The 25486-nt window shown below is 71.1% G+C and carries 22 protein-coding genes and 1 tRNA gene; 20 read left to right on the top strand and 3 right to left on the bottom strand.

What is annotated here, in order from left to right:
- The first annotated feature begins 94 nt into the window (after positions 1 to 94).
- The 11 genes from IF12_RS0101515 (at position 95) to IF12_RS0101570 (ending at position 16269) form a co-directional block, all read left to right on the top strand.
- Entirely contained in the window at positions 95 to 1831 is a 1737-nt protein-coding gene (locus tag IF12_RS0101515; RefSeq protein ID WP_197034566.1) for a choice-of-anchor I family protein, read from the top strand.
- A 444-nt stretch (positions 1832 to 2275) separates the two neighbouring features.
- Positions 2276 to 3673, top strand: coding sequence for a cysteine--tRNA ligase (gene cysS, locus IF12_RS0101520; protein WP_030144501.1), 1398 nt, complete (start codon positions 2276 to 2278; stop codon positions 3671 to 3673).
- 136 nt (positions 3674 to 3809) lie between these two features.
- Positions 3810 to 4814, top strand: a complete 1005-nt coding sequence (rlmB, locus tag IF12_RS0101525; protein ID WP_030144502.1) for a 23S rRNA (guanosine(2251)-2'-O)-methyltransferase RlmB — start codon at positions 3810 to 3812, stop codon at positions 4812 to 4814.
- A 197-nt stretch (positions 4815 to 5011) separates the two neighbouring features.
- Positions 5012 to 7585, top strand: a complete 2574-nt coding sequence (locus IF12_RS23640) for an Hsp70 family protein (protein ID WP_051703830.1) — start codon at positions 5012 to 5014, stop codon at positions 7583 to 7585.
- An 89-nt stretch (positions 7586 to 7674) separates the two neighbouring features.
- A tRNA-Thr gene (locus IF12_RS0101535) sits at positions 7675 to 7747 on the top strand.
- 141 nt (positions 7748 to 7888) lie between these two features.
- Positions 7889 to 10585 (top strand): DEAD/DEAH box helicase, encoded by a 2697-nt coding sequence (locus IF12_RS0101540; protein ID WP_030144504.1) that lies wholly within the window; start codon positions 7889 to 7891, stop codon positions 10583 to 10585.
- Between the two features lie 159 nt (positions 10586 to 10744).
- Positions 10745 to 11473 carry a hypothetical protein gene (locus IF12_RS25365; RefSeq protein WP_030144505.1) on the top strand — a complete coding sequence of 243 codons (729 nt, stop codon included), beginning with the start codon at positions 10745 to 10747 and terminating at the stop codon, positions 11471 to 11473.
- Positions 11474 to 11862: 389 nt separating this feature from the next.
- Positions 11863 to 12483 carry a DUF4272 domain-containing protein gene (locus IF12_RS25370; RefSeq protein ID WP_051703832.1) on the top strand — a complete coding sequence of 207 codons (621 nt, stop codon included), beginning with the start codon at positions 11863 to 11865 and terminating at the stop codon, positions 12481 to 12483.
- A 54-nt stretch (positions 12484 to 12537) separates the two neighbouring features.
- Positions 12538 to 13641, top strand: a complete 1104-nt coding sequence (locus tag IF12_RS0101555; protein ID WP_030144507.1) for an adenosine deaminase — start codon at positions 12538 to 12540, stop codon at positions 13639 to 13641.
- Between the two features lie 10 nt (positions 13642 to 13651).
- Positions 13652 to 14890: an amidohydrolase family protein gene (locus IF12_RS0101560; RefSeq protein ID WP_030144508.1), complete on the top strand. Its 1239-nt coding sequence runs from the start codon at positions 13652 to 13654 to the stop codon at positions 14888 to 14890.
- 683 nt (positions 14891 to 15573) lie between these two features.
- On the top strand, positions 15574 to 16269 hold the full coding sequence (locus IF12_RS0101570) for a class I SAM-dependent methyltransferase (RefSeq protein ID WP_231492280.1): 696 nt from the start codon (positions 15574 to 15576) through the stop codon (positions 16267 to 16269).
- Positions 16270 to 16378: 109 nt separating this feature from the next.
- Here the strand turns inward: IF12_RS0101570 and IF12_RS0101575 are convergent, their stop codons facing one another.
- Entirely contained in the window at positions 16379 to 17239 is an 861-nt protein-coding gene (locus IF12_RS0101575) for a dioxygenase (protein ID WP_030144511.1), read from the bottom strand.
- A gap of 80 nt (positions 17240 to 17319) precedes the next feature.
- On the opposite strand from IF12_RS0101575, the gene IF12_RS0101580 reads away from it, so the two are divergent.
- The 7 genes from IF12_RS0101580 (at position 17320) to IF12_RS0101610 (ending at position 22218) form a co-directional block, all read left to right on the top strand.
- On the top strand, positions 17320 to 17778 hold the full coding sequence (locus IF12_RS0101580) for a MarR family winged helix-turn-helix transcriptional regulator (protein ID WP_030144512.1): 459 nt from the start codon (positions 17320 to 17322) through the stop codon (positions 17776 to 17778).
- A gap of 164 nt (positions 17779 to 17942) precedes the next feature.
- Positions 17943 to 18314, top strand: a complete 372-nt coding sequence (locus IF12_RS0101585) for a hypothetical protein (protein WP_030144513.1) — start codon at positions 17943 to 17945, stop codon at positions 18312 to 18314.
- 5 nt (positions 18315 to 18319) lie between these two features.
- On the top strand, positions 18320 to 20107 hold the full coding sequence (locus IF12_RS23645) for an alpha/beta hydrolase (protein ID WP_081912906.1): 1788 nt from the start codon (positions 18320 to 18322) through the stop codon (positions 20105 to 20107).
- A 26-nt stretch (positions 20108 to 20133) separates the two neighbouring features.
- Positions 20134 to 20766: a hypothetical protein gene (locus IF12_RS0101595; RefSeq protein ID WP_133884139.1), complete on the top strand. Its 633-nt coding sequence runs from the start codon at positions 20134 to 20136 to the stop codon at positions 20764 to 20766.
- A gap of 41 nt (positions 20767 to 20807) precedes the next feature.
- Complete coding sequence (locus IF12_RS0101600) at positions 20808 to 21368, top strand: hypothetical protein (RefSeq protein ID WP_133884140.1); 561 nt, start codon at positions 20808 to 20810, stop codon at positions 21366 to 21368.
- A gap of 50 nt (positions 21369 to 21418) precedes the next feature.
- On the top strand, positions 21419 to 21628 hold the full coding sequence (locus tag IF12_RS0101605) for a hypothetical protein (RefSeq protein WP_030144517.1): 210 nt from the start codon (positions 21419 to 21421) through the stop codon (positions 21626 to 21628).
- Positions 21625 to 22218 carry a hypothetical protein gene (locus IF12_RS0101610; RefSeq protein ID WP_133884141.1) on the top strand — a complete coding sequence of 198 codons (594 nt, stop codon included), beginning with the start codon at positions 21625 to 21627 and terminating at the stop codon, positions 22216 to 22218. Before IF12_RS0101605 ends, IF12_RS0101610 begins: the two co-directional genes overlap by 4 nt.
- Positions 22219 to 22345: 127 nt before the next feature.
- Here IF12_RS0101610 and IF12_RS0101615 read toward each other — a convergent pair whose 3' ends face one another.
- A complete protein-coding gene (locus tag IF12_RS0101615) occupies positions 22346 to 22729 on the bottom strand; it encodes a hypothetical protein (RefSeq protein ID WP_030144519.1) in 384 nt (127 codons plus the stop codon).
- Positions 22726 to 24051: a hypothetical protein gene (locus tag IF12_RS0101620; protein WP_133884142.1), complete on the bottom strand. Its 1326-nt coding sequence runs from the start codon at positions 24049 to 24051 to the stop codon at positions 22726 to 22728. Before IF12_RS0101620 ends, IF12_RS0101615 begins: the two co-directional genes overlap by 4 nt.
- Positions 24052 to 24422: 371 nt before the next feature.
- Between IF12_RS0101620 and IF12_RS0101625 the strand changes: the two genes are divergently transcribed.
- Entirely contained in the window at positions 24423 to 24755 is a 333-nt protein-coding gene (locus tag IF12_RS0101625) for a hypothetical protein (RefSeq protein ID WP_030144521.1), read from the top strand.
- 13 nt (positions 24756 to 24768) lie between these two features.
- Positions 24769 to 25485 carry a hypothetical protein gene (locus IF12_RS0101630; RefSeq protein WP_030144522.1) on the top strand — a complete coding sequence of 239 codons (717 nt, stop codon included), beginning with the start codon at positions 24769 to 24771 and terminating at the stop codon, positions 25483 to 25485.
- Position 25486: the final 1 nt, after the last annotated feature.

Here is a 25486-nt window from a genome sequence, read left to right on the forward strand (position 1 = left end):
CACCGCGCGCTCGGGAGCGGGTCGCCTGCGGCCGTTGAACTGGGGCCGTTCCCCTCGTTCCCCCCGTTCCCCACTGAAGGACAGGAACCGCACCGTGCACAAGCGCCTGCTCGTTCCCCCGCTGGCACTCGGGATCGCCGCCCTCGCGATCCCGGCCCTCCCCGCCGCGGCGCAGGACGACCCCGCTCCGACCCTGACCGTCCTCGGCACGTACGAGTCCGGCGTGTTCGCCGCCGGGGCCGCCGAGATCGTCACCTACGACCCGCTGACGCAGCGGGTGTTCACCGTCAACGCCGAAGCGGCCGTGGTGGACGTGCTCGACGTCGCCGACCCGACCGACCCGGTGAAGCTCTTCTCGATCGACACCGCGGCGGCGGTCGGCGTCGACGGCGCGGTCGCCAACTCGGTGGCCGTCCACGGCGACCTGCTCGCCGTCGCCGTCGAGGCCCCCGACAAGGTCAGCCCCGGCTGGGTCGCCCTGTTCGACACCGAGGGCGCGTTCCTCGACGAGGTCGAGGTCGGCTCGCTGCCCGACAGCCTCGCGTTCTCGCCCGGCGGCAAGTACATCGTGGTCGCCAACGAGGGGGAGCCGTCCGAGGACTACTCGGTCGACCCCGACGGGACGGTGTCGGTCATCGACGCCGACACGTTCACCGTGCGCACCGCCGACTTCGCGGCGTACGCGAGCGGCGAGCGCGACCTGCCCGAGGGCTTCCGCGTGTTCGGCCCCGACCCGTCGGACGTCGCCGCGGGGATCGAGCCGGAGTACGTCGCCATGCCCGACGACGAGACCGCTTACGTGACGCTCCAGGAGAACAACGCGATCGCGGTGGTCGACCTCGACGCCGCCGAGGTCACCGACGTCCACGCGCTCGGCACGAAGGACCACTCGGCTCCGGGCAACGAGCTCGACCCCTCCGACGAGGACGGCGCGATCAACATCGCGAACTGGCCGGTGCGGGGCCTGTACCTGCCCGACACGATCGCGACCTACGAGACCGGCGGCCAGACCTACCTCGTGACGGCCAACGAGGGCGACGTGCGCGAGTGGGGCGACTACACCGAGGAGGCGCGCGTCAAGCACCTGGAGCTGTGCGCCGACGCGTTCGGCGCCTTCGACGTGGCCGCGCTCCAGGCCGACGAGGCGCTCGGGCGGCTCAAGGTCACCTCGACGCTCGGGCAGACCGAGGCGGGCTGCTACGACGAGCTGTACTCCTTCGGCGGCCGGTCGTTCACGATCTGGACCACCGACGGCGAGCTGGTCTTCGATTCGGGCTCGGACTTCGAGCGGCTGCTCGCGGCCGACTACGCCGAGCACTTCAACGCCGACAACGAGGGCAACGACTTCGACGACCGCTCCGACGACAAGGGCCCCGAGCCCGAGGCGGTCGAGGTCGGCCGGGTGGGCGACCGCGTCTACGCGTTCATCGGCCTGGAGCGCCAGGGCGGCGTGATGGTCTACGACGTGACCGACCCGGCCCAGGCCGAGTTCGTGGACTACGCGAGCCGGCGAGACTTCTCGGTCGAGCCCGGTGAGGGCGACGCGGGGGACCTCGGGCCCGAGAGCATCGAGTTCGTGGCCGCCGAGGACTCGCCGACCGGGCGGGCCCTGATCGTGGTCGGCAACGAGATCTCCGGCACGACGACGCTGTACGAGGTCGCGGGCGGCGACGCGGTCCCCGGCGGCCAGGAGCCGACCGAGAGCGCGAGCGATGACGACCAGGCGCTGCCGGTGACCGGCACGGGCGCGACGGCGCTGCTCGTGGGCCTCGCGGCGGTGCTGGCCGTGGGCGGCGGGGCGCTGGTGCTCATGCGCCGCCGCACCGCTTGATCGCAGCCGAGCCGGACCGTTCGACGGCAAGGGGGCGGCGGCCCACACCGCCGCCCCGAAACCGGCCGCGGCGCCCGAAGGGCGCCGCGGCCTCGCCTTGCCCAGAACCGGGGAGGTTTCGCGGGCAGGGGCGAGGGACCCGATGGCCGCAGTCCGGGCCCCCGATACGAGGGTGCCCGAGGGGTACGACATTTCGGCCGGATGCGCCGTTCGAAAATCCGCACCGCCTGAAAACCTGCCCGAGAATCGCGCTCCCCGAACCTCCGCGACGGCCCGATCTCCCAGCACCGGCCGCGCATCCGGGCGCCTCGCCGAACACTCCCGTTGCGCGGGTCCACTGCCGGTGCGGCAGGTTCGCGTGGGGCGTTCGCCTTCCCGCGCCCTCGCCGCGACATGCGGGGCGTGGCGGCCGAGGCGGGTGGCCTGGTTGTTTAGACTTGACGGGTGAGCCTGCGACTGTACGACACCGGCACCCGATCCGTTCGCGACTTCCAGCCCCGGAAGCCCGGCCAAGTCGGCGTCTACCTGTGCGGCCTCACCGTCCAGGGCCCCCCGCACATCGGGCACCTGCGCTCGGGCGTCTCCTACGACGTGCTCATCCGCTGGCTGCGCCGCACCGGCTACGACGTCACCTACGTGCGCAACGTCACCGACATCGACGACAAGATCCTCGTCCGCGGCGAGGAGCAGTCCCGCCCCTGGTGGTCCATCGCCTACGAGAACGAGCGCGTCCTCGCCGCCGGCTACGCCGCCCTCGGCGTCCTCGCCCCCTCCTACGAGCCCCGCGCGACCGGCCACATCACCCAGATGACCGACCTCATCGCCGACCTCGTCGAGCGCGGCCACGCCTACGTCACCCCCGCCGGCGACGTGTGGTTCGACGTCTCCTCCTGGCCCGCCTACGGCGAGCTCTCGCACCGCCGCCCCGAGGACATGCTCTCCAGCCCCGACGCCGGCTCCAAGCGCGACTCGCGCGACTTCGGGCTCTGGAAGGCCCACAAGCCCGGCGAGCCCGCCGACGCCTCCTGGACTTCCCCGTGGGGCCCCGGCCGCCCCGGCTGGCACATCGAGTGCTCAGCGATGGCCCGCCGCTACCTCGGCGACGCCTTCGACATCCACGGCGGCGGCACCGACATCATGTTCCCCCACCACGAGAACGAGCTCGCCCAGTCCCGCGCCGCCGGGCTCGGCTTCGCGAACTTCTGGGTGCACAACGGGATGCTCAACCTCTCGGGCACCAAGATGAGCAAGTCCCTCGGCAACACCCTCAGCGTCGAGGCCCTCGGCGAGAAGGGCTTCCGGCCCGTCGACATCCGCTACTACCTCACCAGCGCCCAGTACCGCTCCGCCGTCGACTTCTCCGAGACCGCCCTCGGCGAGGCCCAGGCCGCCTGGGACCGCCTCAACAACTTCGTACACCGTACGGCCGAATCGCTCGGCGCCGAGACCACCATCGGCGGCGCCCTGTCCCCCGAGTTCACCGCCGCGATGGACGACGACCTCAACACGCCCGCGGCCGTCGCGGTGATCCACGACGCCGCCCGCGAGGGCAACGCCGCGCTCGACGCCGGTGACGACGCCGCCGCGGCCCGCTCCGGGGCCGGCGTCCGAGCTATGCTCGACCAGCTCGGCCTCGACCCGCTCGACCCGCACTGGGACGACCCGGGTGACGCGAAGCTCAGCGGCGCCGTGGACGCGCTGGTGAAGCTCGCGCTCGAACAGCGCGCCGAGGCCAGGGCCCGCAAGGACTACGCGGCTGCCGACCGCATCCGCGACGAGCTCGCGCACGCCGGCATCACCGTCAAGGACACCCCTCGCGGTCCTGTGTGGACTGTGGACTAGGCCGAGCCCGAGCGTCCGCGGACCCGAGCGGCCCGCGGGCCGCGCGTGCGACGGGCCCGGGCGAAGCCGCCCGGCGGCCACGACCGAGCTGTCACGACCGGGCAGCGACGACCGACGACCTGGGGAACCTGAACCGATGAGCACCAAGGGTGGACACCCGAACCGCCGCAAGACCTCCAAGGCCGGGCCCAAGATCGGCTCCGGCGGCGGCAAGAAGGGCCTGGCCGGCAAGGGCCGCACCCTCAAGGCCGAGGACCGCCCCTGGCACAAGCAGTACCAGGGCGACGACAAGCCCCGCAAGACCCAGTGGAAGCAGTCCAAGGAGCGCGCCAAGGCCGCCTCCGAGGGCCGCACCACCAACATCGGCAAGGCCAAGCCCCGCCGCGACACGCGCCGCTCCGACGAGGCCGAGCTCATCCTCGGCCGCAACCCCGTCCTGGAGGCCCTGCGCGCGAAGGTCCCGGCCACCGCCCTCTACGTGGCCTTCGGCACCGACCTCGACGACCGCGTCGCCGAATCCGTGCGCCTCGCCGGCAACCGCGACCTGCCGATCAAGGAACTCGCCCGCCGCGACCTCGACCGGCGCACCAACAACGCCCTCCACCAGGGCATCGGCCTCCAGATCGAGCCGTACGAGTACGCCGACTTCGACGGCCTCCTGGAGATCAGCCGCACCTCGGGCACCGCCCCGCTCCTGGTCGCCCTCGACGGCGTCACCGACCCGCGCAACCTCGGCGCGATCATCCGCTCCACCGCCGCCTTCGGCGGCCACGGCCTCATCATCCCCTCCAAGCGCGCCGCGAGCGTCACGGCCGTGGCCTGGCGCACCTCCGCCGGAGCGGCCGCGCGCCTGCCCGTCGCGAAGGTCGTCAACCTCACCCGCACCATCCAGGCCTGCCAGCAGGCCGGGTTCATGACCGTCGCCCTCGACGGCGGCGGCGACGTGGACGTGTTCGACCTGCCCGTCGCCACCGACCCGCTGCTCATCGTCGTCGGCGACGAGGGCAAGGGCGTCTCCCGCCTCGTCTCCGAGACCTGCGACCACCGCGTCGGCATCCCGATCGCCAGCGAGGTCGAATCGCTCAACGCCTCCGTCGCAGCCTCCATCGCGCTCGCCGAGGTCCAGCGCCAGCGTCGCTGAGCATCGCCGCCGAAGCCGCGGCGCCGAAGCCCGTCCGCGGACGGGTCTCGGCGCCCGCGGACGGGACGGGGCCGCCGAAAGCGCTCGTGGCGGGCCCCTGCGGCCCCCACTTCGGATGATCCCGTACCCGCACGCGTCGCCCGCCGGGATTAACCTGGAACGATCCTGCAAGCCCTAGCCCCTGGAGCTGCGCCCACATGCCGGCCGATTACCTGCTCAGCGTCGACCTCGGTACCTCGCACACCGTCGCCGTCGTGGTCTGGCCCGACGGCCGGACCCGGCCGCTGCTGTTCGACGGCTCCCCGGTCATGCCCTCCGCGGTGTTCCTCGACCCGGCCGGGACGATCCACACCGGCAAGGACGCCGAGCGCCTCGCGCTCACCGCCCCCGAGCGCTTCGAGCCCAACCCCAAGCAGCGCATCAGCGACGGCACGCTCCTCCTCGGCGACCGCGAGATCCCCGTGACCGCCGCGTTCGCCGCGATCCTCACCCGCGTCGCCCGCGCCGCCATCGAGTCGGTCGGCCACCTCCCCAACGCCGTGCTCACCTGCCCGGCCGCCTGGAGCGAGCAGCGCCGCGCGGCCCTCCACGACGCGGCCGCGCAAGCGGGCTACCGCCCCGTCAAGATCCTCACCGAACCGGTCGCCGCCGCCCACTACTACACCTCCCGCCTCGCCCAGCCGCTCGCGTCCGGCCAGGCCCTGGCCGTCTTCGACTTCGGCGGCGGCACGCTCGACATCGCCGTCCTCGAACGGCGCGCCGACGGCTCCTTCGGCGTCCTCGCCGACGGCGGCCTCCAGGACCTCGGCGGCCTCGACTTCGACGCCGCCCTCGTCGCCCACATCGGCGACACCGTCAAGCAGCGCGACCCCGACATCTGGAAGCGCCTCGAGCAGCCCAGCGGCGCCAGCGAGATGCGAAACCGCCGCGAACTGTGGGAAGAGGTCCGCGCCGCCAAGGAGATGCTCTCGCGCACCTCGGTCGCGCCCATCACCGTGCCGGACATGGCCCAGTCCCTCCACCTCACCCGCGGCGAACTCGACCAGCTCTCGCGCCCGCTCCTGTCGCGCGCGGTCGGCGAGACCCAGCGCGTCCTGGGCCTGTCGGGCCGGCGCCCCGAGCACCTCGCCGGGCTCTTCCTCGTCGGCGGCTCCAGCCGGATGCCGATGGTCTCCAAGGTCCTCCACGAGGGCCTCGGCATCGCGCCCACCGTCCTCGAACAGCCCGAACTGCCCGTCAGCGAAGGCGCCGCGCTCGCGATGACGAGCGCCGCGCCGGTGACGCCGCCCTCGCCGATGTCCTCCCCGCCGCACTCGCCGACCGCGCCGCACCAGTCCGGGAGCCTGCCGCCGAGGACGCCCGGCTCGGACCAGACGATGCGGCTGCCGCGCCCCGCGCCGCAGGGCCCCAAGCGCCGCCTGCGCCCCAAATGGGTCGCCCTCGTGGCCGCGATCGCGGTGCTCGCCGTCGCGATCCCGCTCGGCTGGTGGTGGCTCACCAACCCCTACAAGCAGCGCCCCTTCGCCGACCGGCTCACCGAGGTCGGCGACGCCACCCCGCTCGCCCTCGAAGGCAACGGCGGCATCTACGGCGTCCGCGTCTGGGGCGACCGCACCCTCTTCGCCTACACCACCGGCTCCTCGAACCTCGACGGCGAGGAGCTCCACGTCCGCGCGGTCGACAACGCCACCGGCGAGCCGCTGTGGGACGAGGACAGGGTTTTCCTCGGCGACGGCTGGGACGAGCTCTTCTTCGTCTCCGAGGAGCTCGTCGCCTTCGCCCAGGAGGTCGACGCCTCCGGGGGCGGCTACGAGTACCGCTACTACTTCCTCGACTGGAGGACCGGGGAGACCCGCAACACCGTCGTCAGCCCCGCCCGCCAGGCCGCGCGCTCGGGCGACCTCCTCGTCGTCGCCCACGGCGGCAACGACTTCAAGGTCTACGACGCCGCCGGCGAGCGCGTCTCCGACTGGAGCCTCGGCGACGCCGAGGACGGGATCGCCGTCGAGGACTGGAACCTCGTCGGCACCCCCGACGACCTCGGCGACCCCTCCCGGGCCCGCAACGGCGACGGCCGGGTCTGGGCCCTCACCGGCGACAACGTCGTGCACCTCTTCGACGTCGAGTCCGGCGACACGGTCGCCGAGAAGGAGCTGGAGACCGTCGACGACCGCTACTTCGCGTGGAACGGCCTGCTGTACGTGCTGGTGGACAAGGAGACCGGCTACGACCTCAAGGTGTACGACCTCGCGAAGGACCTCGCCGAGGTCGACCGCGAGTTCGTCGAGGCGAGCGCCGTCGTCCCCGAGGGCGTCGTGGCCTGCGGCGAGGCGCTCGTGTGCGTCGCCGAGAGCTTCGAGGACGCGGTGAACGGCTACCACTGGCGCGTCTACGACGCCGACGCCGAGAAGATCGTGCACACCTTCGACGACGGCGAGTACCGCGGTATCAGCGCGATCGGCGACCGCCTCATGGTCGAGTACTACGAGGGCGACGACGTGCGGACCCAGATCTACGACAAGGGCTTCAAGTCGGTCGGCAACAGCCTCGGCGAGTACGGCTTCACCGCCGTCGACGGCGGCAGCGCGCTCTCCTGGCCCGGGGACTCCGGTTTCAGCGCCGACACCGGCAACGTCATCGGCCTCGGCCGCGACGGCACCCGCACCGCGCTGCGCACCGACCTCGCGGCCTTCGCCTGCGACGCCTCCGACACCCGCCTCGCGTGCATCACCGCGGAGGGCCTCCAGGTCTTCGCCATCCGCGACGAATGACCCCGGCGCCCGCGCGGCGATCCGGTGCCTTCAGACCAGAAAGCGGCCGGTTACAATCGACCCGACGCGCCGCCGAGGCGGCGCGATCGGCCGCTGTAGCTTTAACGGTAGAGCAACGCACTTGTAATGCGTAGGTTGCGGGTTCGAATCCTGTCAGCGGCTCTCTTGCCCGGTCCCCGGCCGGGCATCACTCGTTCCCGCCCCGATGCGCGAGGTCCCTCCCCGGTCCGCGTCACCGTTTCGAGGCCCTGCCGCCGCGCCAGCGTGCTCGTCCAGGTGTGCGTGCGGCCGTACACTTCCGCCATGACCGCCGCCCGCATCCTGGCCGCCCTCGCCGATCTCGCCCCGGTCGCGAAGCAGGCCGCATGGGGCCGCATCGGGGCGAAGGCCGCCTGGGGCGGTGACTTCGCGTCGGTCGCCGGGGCCGAAGCGCTCGCCGCGCACGACGAGCTCCACCGCGACGAGCGATCCCTGCGGCAGGGCTTCGCCGTCGTCATGGGCCGCATGGAGGTCGACGGCAAGAAGAAGCGCGTCACGGTGCCGCTCGCGACCCGCCCGATCCGCCTCGAACCCGCGCGCGGCCGGTCCGGATTCACCGTGGTCCCCGCCGGGGACCTCGCCGTGCACCCGGCGCTGGAGGCCACCGACCACGCCGCGAAGCTCGCCGCCGCGTTCGAGCCCACCGAGCCCGCTGAGGACTTCTCCTGGCTCCTCGACGCCGCCCGCGCCGCCGGGTTCCCCGTCGCCGAGGTCGTGACGCGACTGGACGGCTCCCGTGCGCCCGAACCCAAACGCGCCATCGTGCTCGCCCGGCCCGTCGTCTACGTCGCCGAGGAGCCCGAGGCCGCCCCGATCGCCCGCAGCCTCAAGGACTGGGCCGCCCGCCCCGGACTCGAGGCCACCGCCCTGGCGGCGGCCTACCTCGCCGGTCCCGAACCCGGGCCCGAGTCGACCGAGCCGCCGCGCTGCCCGCTGCCGTTGAGCCGCGAGCAGGCCGCCGCGGTGCGCCTCGCCCGCCGCCACGCGGTCACCGTCGTGACCGGCGCCCCCGGCTGCGGCAAGTCCCACACGCTCGCCGCGATCGCCCTCGACGCCGTGGCCGCCGGGCAGTCGGTGCTCATCGCGACGCAGTCGGTCCACGCCGCCGACGTCCTCGGCTCCCTCCTCTCCCGCCATCCCGGCCCGGCCCCGGTCCTGTTCGGCGACACCGAGCACCGCGGCGGACCCGACCTCGGCGAGGTGAAGTCCGGGGCCCGTGCCGCTGCCGAGCGGGACGCGCGCGCAGCCGACGACGCCGAGGCCCACCGGGCCCGCGTCGAAGCCGCGATCACCGCCGGGCTCGACCTGGAGCGCCGTCGCCTGCGGGCCCAGGACGCCCCGGTGTTCCTCCTCGACGACTTCCCGCTGCTCCGCGACGCCGACCTCGACGCCGTCGAAGCCCTCGCCGCCCGAGCCGAAACCGAAGGCGGCGGCCCGTGGCGGCAGTGGCGCAGACGCCGCGCCCGCGCCCGCCTCACCGCCGCGACCGGCGCCGAAGGCACCCCAGGGGCGCTGCGCCGAGCCGTCGAGGTCGCCCGCGACCTCCAGGCCGCCGCCTCGCTCGCCGCCTCCGGCGGCCTCGACCTCGCCCCGATGTGGCGCGCCCTCGAAGCGGCCGACCACGAAGCGGCCCAAGCGGTCGGCACCGCCCTGCGCACCCGCGCCGCCGGAGCGGGCCGCCGCGGCGCCCGCCGGGCCCTCGCCTCGCTCGAACTCGCCCTGCGCACCGGCGGGCGATCCGACCGCGGCCGCGCGCTCGCGGCCGTCGACCCCGCCGACCTCTTCGAGGCCGCACCGCTGTGGATCGGCACCGTCGCCGACGCCGAAGCGGTCCTCCCGCCGCTCGCGGGACTGTTCGACCTCGTGATCCTCGACGAGGCCAGCCACATCAACCAGCTCCGCGCCGCCCCCGTCCTCGCCCGCGCCCGCCGCGCCGTCGTCGCCGGCGACCCCCGGCAGCTGCGGTTCGTGTCCTTCGCCGCCGACGACCGCCTCCACGAGGTCCTCGACCGGCACGGCCTGCGCGAACGCGAGACCCAGCTCGACACCGGCCGCGTCAGCGCCTACGACCTCGCCCGCGGCGCCGGGCCCGCCGTCGAGCTCACCGAGCACCACCGCGGCGTGCCCCACCTCATCGGCTTCTCCGCGGCCCGCTTCTACGGCGGCCGCGTCGCGCCCGTCACCACCCACCCGCGCAACCACGACGCCGACGCGATCACCGTCCACCGCGTGGACGCGAAGCGCGCCGACGCGGCGGGCCTCATCCCCGCCGAGGTCGACCGCGCCGTCGACCTCCTCGCCGAACTCGTCGAACGCGGCGAGCGGGGCCTTGCCGTCCTGTCGCCCTTCCGCGCCCAGGCCGAGGCGATCGAGGCGGCCATCGTGCGCCGCTTCGACCTCGGCACCCTCCGCGAGCGGCGCATCCGCTCGGGCACCGTCCACGCCTTCCAAGGCAGCGAGGCCCCGACCGTCATCGCGGCCCTCGGCGCCGCCGACGGCGACCCCGCCGGACGCCGGCGGTTCCTGGCCGGACCGAACCTGTTCAACGTCATGGTCACCCGCGCCCGCGAGCACCTGCACCTCGTCACCGCCCTCGGCGAACCCTCAGGTCTCGTCGGCGACTTCCTCGCCTACGCCGACCGCCCGCCGCGCTCCCCCGAAGGCGGCGGCGACGCCGGGACCTGGGCCGGCGCGGTCGCGGCGGCGCTGGCCGGGAGCGAGGCGACCGTGCGCCTGGACTACCCCGTCGGGCACTGGAGCGTCGACCTCGTCCTCGGCGACGGCGAGGAAGCCGCCGGCGTCATCTGCGGGGTCCACCCCGAAGGGCCCGAAGCGCACCTGGCCCGCCACCGCGCCCTGCGCCAAGCCGGATGGCGCCTCGCCGACGCCTTCCCCTCGTCCTACGCCGACGACCCCTCCCGCGCCGCCGTCGCCCTCCTCGCCGACCTCGGGCGCCGGTGATCTTCACCATGCGGCCTGGACCCCGATTTCCCGGACCCCGCGAAACCCCAGCTCAACGGCCCGAATGCGGTTTCGGTCACCGCGTCCGCCGTCTCAGTAGTTGAACCTTCCCCATATGGTCGCCGCTGTACTCAGGTGCACCGTCCGATCCGATGAGCGGTGCCGCACAGAAAGCAGCACATCAACGTGAACTCCGAGACCTCCGGTCCCCTCCGCCGCCTCCTCGCCGTCAGCGCCGCGGGCCTCGCCGGCGCCGTCGCCCTCACCGGTTGCAGCCTCCTCAGCGGCTCGACCGACGACTCCACCGACGGCAACGACGTCAGCGAGGAGCAGTTCGACGCCGCCGCCGACGCCTCCGCGGGCGACTGCCTGCCGTTCGAGATCCTCGGGACCGACCAGGACACCTTCGCGATCGACTGCGGCGGCGAGGACGCCTTCTGGTCGATCACCGAGATCGTCGCCGACCCCGGCATCACCACCGCCGGCGGCACCATCACCGACGACCAGCAGATCTTCGACGTCTGCGGCGAGGAGATCGGCGCGTTCCTGCCCGGCAAGCCCTGGACCGAGTGGAACATGATCTACGACCAGGGCACCGGCGAGGTCGACTACCTCTTCTGCGTCGAGGCCCTCGACAAGCCCGACGCCGACGAGAAGACCCCGGCCGTCCCCGAGGCCGGCGAGTGCATCTCCAGCGCCGACACCGCCTGGTACACCCTGCCCTGCGAGGCGGCCCTGGCCGACACCACCGTGACCCACACGGTCGCCTTCGACACCGCCGACTGGGCGGCCCCCGACGTCGAGACCGCCGTCGCCGAGTGCGCCGGCGTCTACTACGAGCTGACCGACCAGTTCAACCGCGTCAACGGCGTCGTCTGCACCGACTAGCCGACCGCGAGCACTCGGCCCCGGGGCGGTGCCCCGGGGCCTTTCGCGACCCCGGGACCCGGCCGTCCCGACCGGACCGTCCGCGACCGGACACGCCCCGAAACGGAACCGGCGGCACGGGGGCATGGGACTGGTCACAAGTCGGGTCAATTGGGTGCTCCGGACACTTGCGACACACTCGGGCGGCGGCGAAACACCTGCGTAACACGCATGTTCGGACCGAAGTATTTCCGCGGCCCGCGTTGACTCGGAGCTGTGTCGGACGCTACAGTGCTTCACTAAATACTCTTCCGAGTGAATGCGCACTCGCCCCCACAGGTGAACCCCAAGTGGTAGGGAGCCATATGCCGACGGTGATCTCAGACCCCCGGAGCGTCCGACTGCGTACAGTGGACGGACTCAGTGCCCTCGGCATCCCAGCGCCCCCCGCGCAGTTCCCCCTGCCCTTCCCCTCCGGCAAGCTCCCGCGCCTGCGCGCCCGCGGCCACGTCGAGGCCCGCGCCGCCATCCTCAACATCGTCCAGGCCCGCGTCTTCGACATGCCCGAGGAGCTCGCGATGCGCTGGCTCCTGGACGCGCACGTGCTCGACCACCTCACCCCGGACGAATGGGGCTTCATCGCCTGCGGCCGAGGGGAGCGCGCCCGCTACGCCGACCAGCTCGAAAGCCTCTACACCGTCTCCTGGCTCCTGGGGCTGGTCGACCACCTCGACCCCGGGGTGCCCTGCACCGAGGAGCTGCCCGAGCTGCTCCCGGACCTGCGCCGCCCGGAGTCCTTCGGGGCCTGGCGCGACCGCCAGCTCACCCCGACCCGCGACGCCGGGGTCGTCGCCGAGATGCTCGACCTCTACTACTGCCTCGACTGGCTCTGCGACCAGGCCCGCAAGGCCGGCCAGGCCCCGCCGCGCGGCGTGGACGACAACCTCGTGTGGCACCGGCGCTGGGCCCTGGAATGGGCCGTGGTCTTCGCCGAGGAGCGCCCCGTCCACTGGGACGAGGTCCGCCTGTAGGGACGGGCCCGGCTGTGAGGCGCACCCGCGAAACCGCCTGACTATATTCATGGGATGAATCCGAAGGCTCTTTCGCACGAACAGCTCCGCGCGGCCCCGAAGGTCGTGCTCCACGAGCACCTCGACGGCGGCCTGCGCCCGCAGACGCTCATCGAGATCGCCGACGAGATCGGCCACACGCTGCCCGCCACCGAGCCCGACGCGCTCGCCGACTGGTTCTTCGAGGCCGCCGACTCCGGCACCCTGGAGCGGTACCTGGAGACCTTCGCGCACACCATCGCCGTCTCCCAGCAGGCCGACCACTGCTACCGGATCGCCGCCGAGGCCGCCCAGGACCTCGCCGCCGACGGCGTGGTCTACGCCGAGGTCCGCTACGCCCCCGAGCAGCAGCTCCTCGGCGGCCTCAGCCTCGAAGGGGTCGTCGAGGCCACCCTCGCCGGCTTCGAGGAGGGCGAGCGCCTCGCCGAGAAGGCCGGGCACCCGATCAAGGTCCGCACCCTCCTGTGCGGGATGCGCCACGCCGACCGGACCCTGGAGATCGCCAAGCTCGCGGTCGCCTACCGCGACAAGGGCGTCGTCGGCTTCGACATCGCCGGCGGCGAGATCGGCAACCCCGCCGAACGCCACATCGAGGCCTTCGACTACCTGCGCCGCGAGTCGATGCCGTTCACCATCCACGCCGGGGAGTCCTGCGGCCCCGAGTCCATCTGGGGCGCCGTCGCCGTCTGCGGCGCGAACCGGATCGGCCACGGCGTCCAGCTCATCAAGGACATCGACCTCACCGGCGACGAGGCGAAGCTCTCCAACCTCGCCCACTACATCCGCGACCGGCGCATCGCCCTCGAGATCGCCCCCTCCTCCAACCTCCAGACCGAAGGGGCCGAATCGATCGAGACGCACCCGATCAAGGCCCTCTACGACCTGGGCTTCCGCGTCACGGTCAACAACGACAACCGCCTGATGAGCCGCACCGATACCTCCCGGGAGTTCCAACTGCTCTCCGAGACGTTCGGCTGGGGCTGGGCGGAGGTCGAGCGCTGCACCGAGAACGCCGTCCGCGCCTCCTTCCTGCACCTGCCCGAGCGCCGCCGCCTCCTCGAAGAGGTCGTCCGCCCCGGTTACGCGGCGCTCGAAGGAACCGAAACGAACCCTGAGTAAGCTCAGGGACATGCACGTTTACACCGCCCCCGTCGTGGTTCCGATCGCGGGCGAGCCGATCCGCGAGGGCGCGGTAGGGGTCGACGACGGGCGCATCGCCTACGTCGGCCCCGCCGCCGACGCCCCCGAGGCCGACGGCGCGACCGCCCTCGACGGCGTCCTCACCCCCGGACTCGTCAACGCCCACACCCACCTCTGCTACACCTCCTTCGCCGACATGTACGGCAATGAGAAGGAGTTCTTCGAGTGGATCCAGGAGTTCGCGCGCCGCAACCCCGCGACCGCCGACGAGATCTGGAAGGACTCGGTGCAGACCGGCATCGACGAGTCGATCGCCGCCGGCGTCACCGCCGTGGCCGACATCGTCACCCCCGAAGCCGGATTCGAGCCGCTCTTCGCCTCCGACCTCGCCGGCGTCGCCTACTGGGAGGCCTGCTTCATCGACGAGACCGCCTGGGAGGTGCGCCGCAACTCCTGGCGGGAGGTCGTCACCGAGAGCCGCGCGATCAACAACTCCGACATCGCCGTCGGCATCAGCCCCCACACGCTCTACACGCTCGGCACCAACGTCGGCAAGAGCCTCGCCGAACTCGCCCGCACCCTCGACATCCGCATCCACCCGCACCTGGCCGAGACCACCCACGAGGACATGTTCGTGCGCCGCGGCTCCGGGCCGTTCGCGTTCATGAACCGCCGCGCCGGGCTCGCCCTCGAACTCGCCGACGGCGGCGCCGGGCACTCCCCGGCCACCCAGATGGACAAGGTCGGCTGGCTCGGCGCCGACGCCCACGTCGCCCACGGCGTCCACCTCGACAAGGCCGACCGCGAACTGCTGCGCGCCAAGGGCTCGGCGGTCGCGCTGTGCGCCCGCTCCAACGCCCGCCTCGAAGCCGGCGAGGCGCCCGTCGCCGCGCTGCGCGCCGAAGGCAACATCGTGGCCGTCGGCACCGACTCGCGCGCCTCCAGCCCCGACCTCGACGTCGCCGCCGAACTGCCGGTGCTGCGCAAACTCGCGCTCGCCCAAGGCGACGGCGGCGAGGGCCTCAACGAATGGCTCGTGCGCGCCGCCACCGAAGGCGGGGCCAAGGCCCTCGGCCGCGAGGACATCGGCGCTATCGAGGTCGGCGCCCGCGCCGACCTCGCCCTCTTCGCCGTCGACACCGAGGGCGACCCGTACACCGCCCTCGTCAACGGCGCGGCGGGCAACTGCAAGGCCACCGTGCTCAAGGGCGAACTCATCGAGCACTAGGTAACGCTTCGGTCTCGGTCCTTGCCGATCGGGCCCCGGTTCCGCGATGCTCGACAGGGCCCGTTCAGCGGGCCTTCATACCTGATTCACGGGAGCGGCCGCGCCGCTCCGTGTATCCCCTGGAGAAGGCGGGGCGCGCACCGCGCGCCCCGCCGCCGCGCGCCGAGTCCGCAGTGCACACCCGGGACGCCCCGTGCCAAACCCGCCGGAACCTGCGACTATCCGGCCTTCGTGACGACCCGGCCGCACCCTGTGACAACCCCCACCTCCTAGTTATCGGATGGGTTACGCGCGATAACGGTTCGGTTTCATAGATCGACATCACAGCTTCCATGCGTCAGGGTGGTGCTGTAGCGCACGCCGCACTCGGGGGATCTCTCAGCGTCATCCCAGCCGGGCCGCGGACCGACGGCGCTCGTCCCAACTGACGACGAGGAGGCGCAGGTGGCCCAGGCGATCGAGTTCACCGCCGAGAGCTCCGTTGCGCCGCAGTCGATCCCGTCGTCCTCCTCGACCCCCCACACAGCCTCTCCTCCGGGCGAGCGCGCGGCCCTTCCCTGCTCCCTCAGAGCCGCTCGCTACGCGTGATCCTGCGCGTGCCCGATATAACCCCTTGATCCGCCGGGGCCCACACCGACAGGGCTCCGGCGGATTTTCATCGCGGCGTGTGCAAGGCTGTCGGAGTGATCGAGGCGAACGAAGCGAACACCCCGCGTAAGGAACCCGGCCGCATCGCGGCGATGTTCGACCGGGTCGCGCCGGGCTACGACCGCACCAACACCGTCATGGTCGCCGGGCAGGACAAGCGCTGGCGCAAGGCGGTGCGCGAGGCCCTGAGCCTCCAGCCCGGCGAGCGCTGCCTCGACCTGGGCGCGGGCACCGGCGTCTCCACCGCCGAACTCGCCAAGTCCGGCGCCGACGTCATCGGCGTGGACTTCTCCCTCGGGATGCTCAAGGCGCACAAGGACCGACAGGTCCCGCTGGTGAACGCCGACGCGCTGCACCTGCCCTTCGGCGACGGCACCTTCAACGCGGTGACCGGTTCCTTCTTCGTGCGCAACGTGGTCGACCTCGACGCGTGCCTGGCCGAGATCCTCCGCGTGCTCGCCCCCGGCGGGCGCATGGTCCTGTGCGAGGTCTCGCGGCCGGTCTGGAAGCCCTACCGCAAGGCCCACGGGGTCTTCGTCAAGCACGTGCTGCCGAAGGTCGCCGCGCGCGTGGCCTCCGACCCCGAGGCCTACCGCTACCTGGCCGACTCGACCATGGCCTGGCCCGACCAGGCCGGGTTCGCCGACCGCATCGTCAAGGCCGGCTACCGGAAGGTCGCCTGGCGCAACCTCGCCGGCGGCGCCGTGGCCATGCACCGCGGCTTCAAATAGGCGCGCCGCCCGCGCCGCCCCCCGTGGACGGCGCGGACGACGCTGCGGACCTTCGACATGACGATCACCGGCCCGCGGTCTCAGCGGCACTGCGCAGCAGCGCCGAAACTCAGTCCAACTGGAACGAGCGCTTCGACAACCCCAGCCAGTACCCGTCGATGACGGTCTTGGCGACCTGCTCCTGGTCGCTCGCCGCGCCGTAGGTGACGAACAGCGGGATGTAGTGGTCGACCGTCGGGTGCGCGTACGGCATCCCCGGGGCCTGCGAGCGGTAGCGCGCCAGCTCCTCGATGTCCCCGCGCCCCAAGGCCTCCGCGGCCCACAGGTCGAAGTCGGCCGACCAGCCCGGGACCTGCTCGGGACGCTGGAAGTCGAGGTACGGCAGGCCGTGCGTCATGAAGCCCGAGCCGATCACCAGGTAGCCCTCCTCGCGCAGCGGCCGGAGCCGGCGCCCGATCGCCATGAGCCGGTCGGGGTCGTGGCTCGGGATCGACAGCTGGAGCACCGGCAGGTCCGCGTCCGGGTACATGACCTTGAGCGGCACCCACGCGCCGTGGTCGAGCCCGCGGCTCGAATGCCGGTGCAGCGGTTCGGTATCGGGCATCGCCGCGGCCACCCGGTCGGCCATCGCGGTCGCGTCCGGGGTCTCGTAGCGCATCGTGAAGTAGCGCTGGGCGAAACCGCCGAAGTCGTAGACCAGCGGCGTGGCCGCCGCGGGGCTCGAGATCATGAGCGGCGCGGCCTCCCAGTGGGCCGAGACGATGAGCACGCCCTTGGGCCGCGGCAGGCTCTGGGCCCATGCGAAGAGCCGGTCCATCCACTCGGCCTCGTCGAACAGCGGCGGGGCGCCGTGGCTGAGGTAGAGCGCGGGCAGCGGGCCGTCCGCGGGGGTCCAGTCGCGGCGCTCGGCCGTGCGGGATGCGGTGGTTTCGAGGAAGGCGTCGAACGCGGCGCCTGGACGGGGAGACATGACCACTCCGAGTTCTTGAAGGTTCAATAAATACTACTCGTGTTCGTTGATCGATCAAGTAGTGAAGTTAAGCTTGATGCATGAGTGAAGCGGCGCACTGGCTCGACGATGCGGAGATGGAATCCTGGCTCGCCCTCATCGGCGTGGTCATGCGCCTCCCCAGTGCCCTCGACGGGCAGCTGCGCGGCGACGCCGACCTCAACTACTTCGAGTACGTCGTCCTCGCCGCGCTCGAGCACGCCGAGGAGCAGACCATGCGCATGAGCGACCTCGCCTTCGTCTGCCACGGCTCGCTCTCGCGCCTCTCCCACGTGGCCAGACGCCTTGAGGGCGAAGGGCTCATCGAGCGCTACGCCTGCCCCAGCGACGGCCGCTCCACCCTCGCGACCCTCACCGACGGCGGCCGCGAGCGCCTCGCCACCGCCGCCCCCGGCCACGTCAAACTGGTGCGGCAGTTGATCTTCGACGAACTCGACCGCGAGGAGATGCGCGAACTCGGCGCCCTCTCCAAGCGCCTCCTCGCCCGCATCCAGGCCTGAGACGGCCCGCCGCTGGCGTGACGCTCCGTGGCGGTCCCGTACGCGGCCTTGGTGGTAGGCGCTCGGTATAGTGGGAAAAATCTCCTTTCTCCCATCGCCCCAGAGGAGTTCCTGAGTGGCAGCCCCGCACGCTCCGGCGTCCCCACCTGAGAACGAGGTCCGACATGGCCGGCGCTGACGTCTTCGCCATGGACCCCGACGAGGTCCACAAATCCGTGGAGATCCTCTTCGAGATCGAAGCCGAGGTCGACCGGGCCACCGCCGCGGTCGCCGACGCCAACGCCGCCGCCTCCGGGCCCCTGACCGCCGCGGGCACCGCCCTCGGCCCGGCCCTCGAAGCCGCCGGCGAGTGGTGGAGGGTCCAGCGGGCGGGCGGCTTCTGCGGCCTCGTGGGCAACACCGGCGAGTACCTCGCCGCGTGCGCGCAGGAAGCGGTCGAAGTGGACGACTACAACTCCGGGACCTTCGCGTCCCTCGCCGGGGAGCTCTACCCCGACCGCCCCAACGCGGGCGCCTCCTCCCGGCCGGACTGGTAGCCGCGATGAGCGAGATGACCTGGCAGCAGCTCCGCGACCTCGACTGCGGGGCCGTGCGCGCCCTCGGCGACTCCTGGAAGACCTACGTCGACGGGATGCTCGACCACACCGCGCGGCTGCGCACCGACGTGATCGAGGGCCACCTCGGCGTCGAGAACTACGAGTCCGACACCGCCACGCAGGTGCGCGAGCAGATCGGCCTCACCGCCGACCGCTTCGAGGACGACCTCTCCGACTACGCGACCACCCGCATCGCCACCTCGCTCCACGAGGCGGCCGACGCCTTCGAGGCCGAGCAGGGCGAGCTCAAGGAACTCGTCCCGCTCATCGAGTCGCACGACTTCGACATCGAAGGGCCCCAGAGCGAATACGACGTGAACCTCTCGGGCGGCCTCCACCAGGCGATCCTGACCCTGAACCCGCCGCAGTGGCTGTGCGACATGGTCGGCATCAAAAAGCCCGACGGGTTCTGGGACTGGGACACCCTCAAGTCCCTGTTCAGCAGCGTCGACCTCTACGGCACCGCGATCGGCCTGGCCGGGCAGTACCAGGACTGGCTGCGGGCGGTGATGGCCCGCGCCCACGACGCCGACGACGACGCCGCCGCGGCGCTCAAGGAGATGCGCGAGAACCCCTCCGGCCTGCCCCCGCACCTCGGCGCGACCTACGACGACCTCATCGACGACTACAAGGACGCGCTGTCCTCCGAGGTCGCCGACGAGGCCCGGGCGATCGCCGACGGCACCTCCGGGATGTCGCCCGAGCAGGTCAACCAGTGGTGGGAGGGCCTGAGCGACGCCGAGCGCGAGGCGCTCATCGCCGAGCACCCCGAATGGGTCGGCCCCGTCGACGGCATCCCGACCGAGGCCCGCGACACCGCCAACAGAACGCTCCTCGACAACCGCATCGACAGCCTCGACGACCAGATCGCCGCCAAGGAACGAACCCTGGCGGGCCTGGACCCCGAGTCCGACGCGTACGAACGCGTCAAGCAGGACCTCGACAACCTCAAGGGCGACCGCAAGGACCTCAGCGAACTCCAGGCCATCATCACGGACGAAGACGGCAACCCCGCCATGTCCGACAAAGCCGGGGAGCAGCACTACCTGCTCGGCTTCGACACCGAAGGCAGCGGGCAGGCGATCGTCGCCGTGGGCAACCCCGACACCGCCGACCATGTCAACACGCTGGTCCCGGGAACCACCACGGCGCTGGCGGGCATCGGAGGCTCGATCAACCGCGCCGACACGATGAGTCTGGACGCGCAGAACGCCGCGCCCGGAGACGCCAACGCGACGGTCATGTGGCTCGGCTACGACGCACCGGACACCATCTTCCCCGAGGCCATGCAGAAGCGCTGGGCCGACGGCGCGGCCGAGGACCTGGAGAACTTCACCAGGGGCCTCACCGCCACCGGGCAAGAGGGCGCCAACCACACCTTGACCGGACACTCCTACGGCACCACCGTGATCGGCCACGCGGCCACCCAGCGGGGCGTCGATGCCGACAACCTCGTCTTCGTCGCCTCCCCGGGCGTCGGCACCGACACGGCCAGCGCCCTCGGCGTCGACGAGCAGAACGTCTGGGCCACCACGAACTCGCTCGACCCGATCCAGCTGACCCCGGAGTTCCTCCACGGCAACAATCCGATCGACGACGACTTCGGCGGCAACACCTTCCACAGCGACACCGGCGCTTGGAACGACAACAACCACAGCACGTACTGGCAGGACACCAACCAGGTGGGCCGTGATTCGATCGCCTACATCGCCACCGGGAACCGGCCGCAGTGACGTGTCGCCGCAGCGGCGATCGTTCAGTGAGAACGGAGGCCCGGGCAAGCGGCTCGAACCTCCTCGCCACAACGACCACGAAGGACGCCATGGACATCCCGCCTCCATCCACCTACACGCAGGCAGAGGCCTATGCCCCGATGGAGGCAGCCGCCGCCGAGGCCGTCGCGGCGCTGCCGGACTTCCCGGGGTTCGAATGGCGGCTCTGGTCGGAGCTGCCGTGCAGCCACAACGGCGTCATCGACCCCAATTACGTCGAGGTCGAGATCGAGTACCGGTTCACGCTGCCGGACTCCGGGACGCCGCTCGTGCGGCAGACGTATGTGGAGGTGCTCCGCGAGTTCTGGTCCGGGCTCGGATACCAGATCCTCCGCGACGAACCAGTGCACGTGCCGGACAGGCTCGACCACAACCTCTACGCGCGGCGTGAAGACGGCATAGGCCTCTGGTACTGGGTCGCCGGGTACACCGTGCTGCGGATTCAGTCCGGTGCCGTGCCGATCAGCGATCCCGCCGACATCGAGTACGTTCCGCCATCCGGTGGGATCAGACCCGGCAGCAAATACGACAAGGTCGGCAAGTACTTCCCCGAAGGCATCCCCGAGCAGGAAGCCGTCGCCCCCTTCGAATCGCCCGACTCCTACGAGGACTCGTTGTGACCGCAAGGGCCCGTCTACTAGCCGCGGCGATCCTTCTCGCAGTGGCTCTGAGCGGTTGCGGTCTGGTCCCGGGAACCGCAGGCGGGCCGCCCGAGTCGGCTTACACGCAGGCAGAGGCCTACGCCCCGATGGAAGCCGCCGCGGCCGAGGCGGCAGCGGCGCTGCCGGACTTCCCCGGGTTCGAACGACGGCTCTGGTCCGAGTCGCCGTGCAGCCACAACGGCGTGGACGACGAGTCCTACACGGCCATCGAGATCGAGTACCGCTTCGACTTGGAGGACTCAGAGAGCGCGCTCGTCCGCGAGGACTACGTGGACGCGTTGCGCGACCACTGGACCGGGCTCGGCTACCGGATCGGCAGGGACGAGGCCACCGAGCTGGAGGATCGCACCGACTACAGCCTGGTCGCCGAGCGCGAGGACGGCATCGACCTCTGGTACTGGGTCGCGGGATACGTCGTGCTGCGGGTGCAGTCGGGCTGTGTGCCGGTGAGCGATCCGAGCGAGGTCGAGTACGTCCCGCCGATCGGCGACATCGAACCCGGCGGCGAGCACGACCTGGTGAGCACCTACTTCCCCGACGGCATCCCGACCGAACAGTGATGGGCCCTTCCGCAAACCCTTGGCGGCGTAAGCGACCGGCCCTCGCCGCAATGCTGGCCGGAGCACTCGCCTTGACCGACTGCTCCCGCCCGAACATCAACGAGAACCTCACCGACACCGAGGCGCTGGCCAAGATGGAGGCGTTCATCGCCGAGTCCGTCGCGGCCGACGACGAACCGTTCACGATCCCCGAACCGGTAGGCGACGTCCCACCAGAAAACGACCACTTCACCGACAACGGCCCCGGAAACTCCACATGACGTTGACCCACAAGCGCCGCAGACTCGGCACTCTCGCCGTAGCGTTCGCGCTGGCCTTGACGGGTTGCTCCAGCCCCGACGTGAACGAGGACATGACCGATGTCGAGGCCCTCTCCGCGGAGGAGGCGTTCGTCGCCGCGACCATCGCCGAGCTGGACGGCTTTCCGGGTTTCGAGCAACGGCATGTGCTGTTGAAGAGCTGCCTGTACGGCATGAACGAGGACCAGGTCGCCGAGGGCGCGGACATCGTCAACCTGACCTACCGGCTTCCCGAATCGTTCGCCGAGAACGCCTCGGCCGTCGAGTCGCTGGCGAGTGAGATTCGAGCCGTCTGGGAGGCGAAAGGGTACGAGGTCGAGGTGGAGCTGGCGGGCGATGGTTCACTTTGGGCGGTGAGGACTGAGGGACCAGGAATCGTCTCCCGGTTCTTCCTCCGCCCGACGCCGAGGTTCGAGGTCAACGCGGGAGGGTGCGTCCTGATCGCCGAGGGCGACTTCGTCATCCCCGAACCGCTCGGCGGCGTCACGGCCGAGAACGATGTATTCGAGAACCGCAGCCCTCGCCCCGACTTGGACGACTGGGACGGCTAGCGGCGTTGAGGTCATCTTCGGTTCCGTTGGGGCCGTGGTTGAGCAACGCTGAACAGGTGCGGTCTGTGCTCACATGTGTTGGGCCGCCGGGCATCGCCCGGCGGCCCAACACCTCGCATCGTCTCGGTCAGCGCTCGCAGTGCTTGGTGCTCTCCTCCCAAGCTCGGGCGGCTCTTGCGGTGAGGGCCCGCTCGTTCGCCAGTGCCCATTCGGTGTGGAGCGGCTCCGAGACCACCATGCGCGGGCTCGGCGAGTCGAGGGCGATGACGTGCCCGATCAGGCTCGGATCGATCTCCTTGAAGGTCAACCGGAACCGCGACTGACCGACAACCAGTGAGAATCGCACCGGGCGACCGTCGATCGTCTCGGTGGCGAGTATCGGCAGCCCGGCCAGATCGAAGGGCAGCGCCGCCTCGGCAGTCTCGCTTCGACGTACCGGCAGCGGAATCGCCTGCATCGCACGCAGGTAGCGGGCGCGGATGCGGCGGGTGGTGTAGCGCTCGGGGATCACGCGGCACCGCCGAACACGCAGGCGCCGTCGGTGTCGAAGGCCTGTTCCCAAGCGGCCATGTACGAACCGGGCCGAGCCGTCTGGCGCCGGCGATTCTGCCCGGGGCGGCTCCGGTTCGGCCGGGTGCGCCAATGGGTCGGACCGTTGTCGACGGCACTGCTGCGAACGGCATCGGCGAGTTCGCCGCTGGACTGGGTGCTTCGAGCGCTGATGACCGCGCGTGCGGCGCGGGCGCCGTCGAACGCGGCTGCGATCGCGGTACCGGGGCTGTGCGTCCGGTCCGGCAGGCCGTTCCGTGTAAGCGTGGTGGGGCCGGGCTGCGTCGGGATCCGTTGCGGCGACTGCGGTTCCGGACGGCTGGACCGGACCGTCAGCGGGCCGGGCATGGGGGCGAGACCGCAGGCGAGAACCCACAGAAACCAACGCAGCGCCCAGACCGCGCGCTCGCGCAGGTACGGCGACTCGGGCTGGAAGTGCGCGGCGCGCAGCGCAGCCGACTCGACCATGAACCGGTCGAAGGCCTCCTCGCGCATCTTCGAGAACCGGTGCTCGTCCCGGCTTGCAACTGTTCGAGCAGAGCCGGTCCGATCATGTTCCTCGCCCCGGTCCTCAGGGGCCCTCCTGCAGCCGCGGTCCCGATTTCCCTCGGGCCGTGGCGCTTCAGCGTCCCGGCGACCCCACGGCGACCGCTGCCGGGAGCCGCGCGGCTCGGGGGAGGGGCGGTCGTCCTCAGGGGACGGACGTGCGAGTCCGACGCCACCTCGGGGCGGGGGACGGTCGTCGTTCCGATGCCGCGAACCGTCCTCCGAGCCGGACCCGCCGTGCCAGCTGATCCGCTCCGTCCGATCCGACTGCGGCGCAGCCGGTTCGGGCCAATCGGAAGTCCCCGGGAACCAGGCTCCCTCCGGCGGCACCCAGCCTTCGGCCGGGAGCGGGTCGGGCAGTTCGTCGCGGCGGTGGCGGCCGGTACGCCGGTCCTGGTACCAGCCGTGGGAGCCGTACGGGCCGGGGTCGTACGGGTCGTGGGGCCGGTTCACGTCGATGATCCAGGTGTCTCCCGGCTTGTGGCGCAGGTGCATCGGCTCGTAGCGCGGGGAGCGCGGATCGGAGTCGGCCGCCTCGAGGTCGCAGCAGTCGGGGTTGTGCTGGTAGCGGTAGGCGCCGGGGCACATCGTGTCCGGCTCGCCGTCGGCGTGGAACAGGCGGCGCCCGGCCCAGTCGTAGAAGCCGGCCTGTTCACTCAGACCGGTGATCTCGCGCAGCGGCGCACCGGGACCGAGCGAATCGTGACGGTAGAACGGGGGTTGGATCAGCATCATCATGCGGGCCTGATTGCGGACGGCCGCGAGTTGATGAGTTGCGGCACCCCTGTTTTCGCGTAGGGTGGACTCGACCATGGGAGGTTCGCCTCTCTGGTGTAGGAGGTGGGCCGCCAATCTGTTTAGCGACGAGAGGGCGGCCCACCGGCCATATTCGATTTGCACATGAATCACGCGCACTGCACGTGTCACGAGATTGGCACACGGTATGTGGCCGGTCAAGTGCGACACGCCGTCGCGTACGAAAACGTCCAGTTCTGTTCGAACTTCCCCCGTTCGACCTGCGGCATTGAGGTGTACCGAGCGAGTGGTAACACTCCGCTACGATGAGAATCACCGCGATTAGCCTGATTCGTGCACCGGAGGACCCCCTAATGGCCCAGCGCATTCTCGACCCTGCCTACCTTGAGGCGTACCGCGATCAGATCGTGGAGCGGCTCAATTTCGTGACCGAGAAGATCGACCTGCTCCGCACCGGCAACGAACTCGGTGTCGAGCCCGGGTTCGGACTTCTCGACTCGTCACAGGCGGCGCGCCGGGCTTACGCGGCGGCGCACGAGGAAACCTGGAACAACCTTCAGAAACTGCGCGCGGATCTGTACGGCGCGATCGTGACGATCAACGAATCGCTCGGCGTCCACACCGACGCCGAGGAGTTGAACATCACCGAGTTCGCCTCCAGCCAATCCGACGTCGACAATGACTAGGACCCCGAACCAGATGAAGCGCACCTTCTTCAAGACGCTCGCCGCGACCGGCGCCGCCGCACTCCTCTTGAGCGGCTGCGGCCTGCTCGGCGACGACGCCTCAGGCGATGACACCGACGGCGGCAACGGCGGCGACAATGCCGTCTACGACGCGATGACCACTTGGGACGCATGCGAAGTCCTCGACAACCTCCAGCCCATCACCGACTACATGGGCATCGAGGGCTACGGTTCCAATACCGGGACAGGCGGCGAGCCGAGCACCGCGAAGATCGGCAACGCCTGGGATCCCGAAGCCATCGGCTGCAACGACCTCATCTACCTCGGCAGCTTGCAGGGCTTCGGGATGAACGGCGAGATCAAGGTCAAGATCGTCCCGACCGAGAACGAGGAGCAGGCGTCAGCGACCTACCGGGATCGAGTCTCGCTTGCAGAGTCGGTGTCGGCCCAATGGGACGACGCGAAAACCGTGGAGTTCTCCGATCCCTGGGATGAGGGAACCATGGTCTCCTGGACCGGCGATGTCGACCAGCCCTATGTGCAGGTGATCGCTCGCGACGGGCAATGGGTCTTTCACATCGACCTGTACCACTCAGAGGACTTCGGGCTGGACGCCAACGGCGAAGCGTTTCTCCCCTTCACTCCGGAAGAGCGGAATCAATGGTTCGTTGACACCTATCTGCCTGATGTGAACCAGACCATTAACGACCGGATTGCGGAGGTTCAGTAGT

The sequence above is a fragment of the Glycomyces sp. NRRL B-16210 genome, from assembly GCF_000719515.1.
Lineage (GTDB): Bacteria > Actinomycetota > Actinomycetes > Mycobacteriales > Micromonosporaceae > Glycomyces.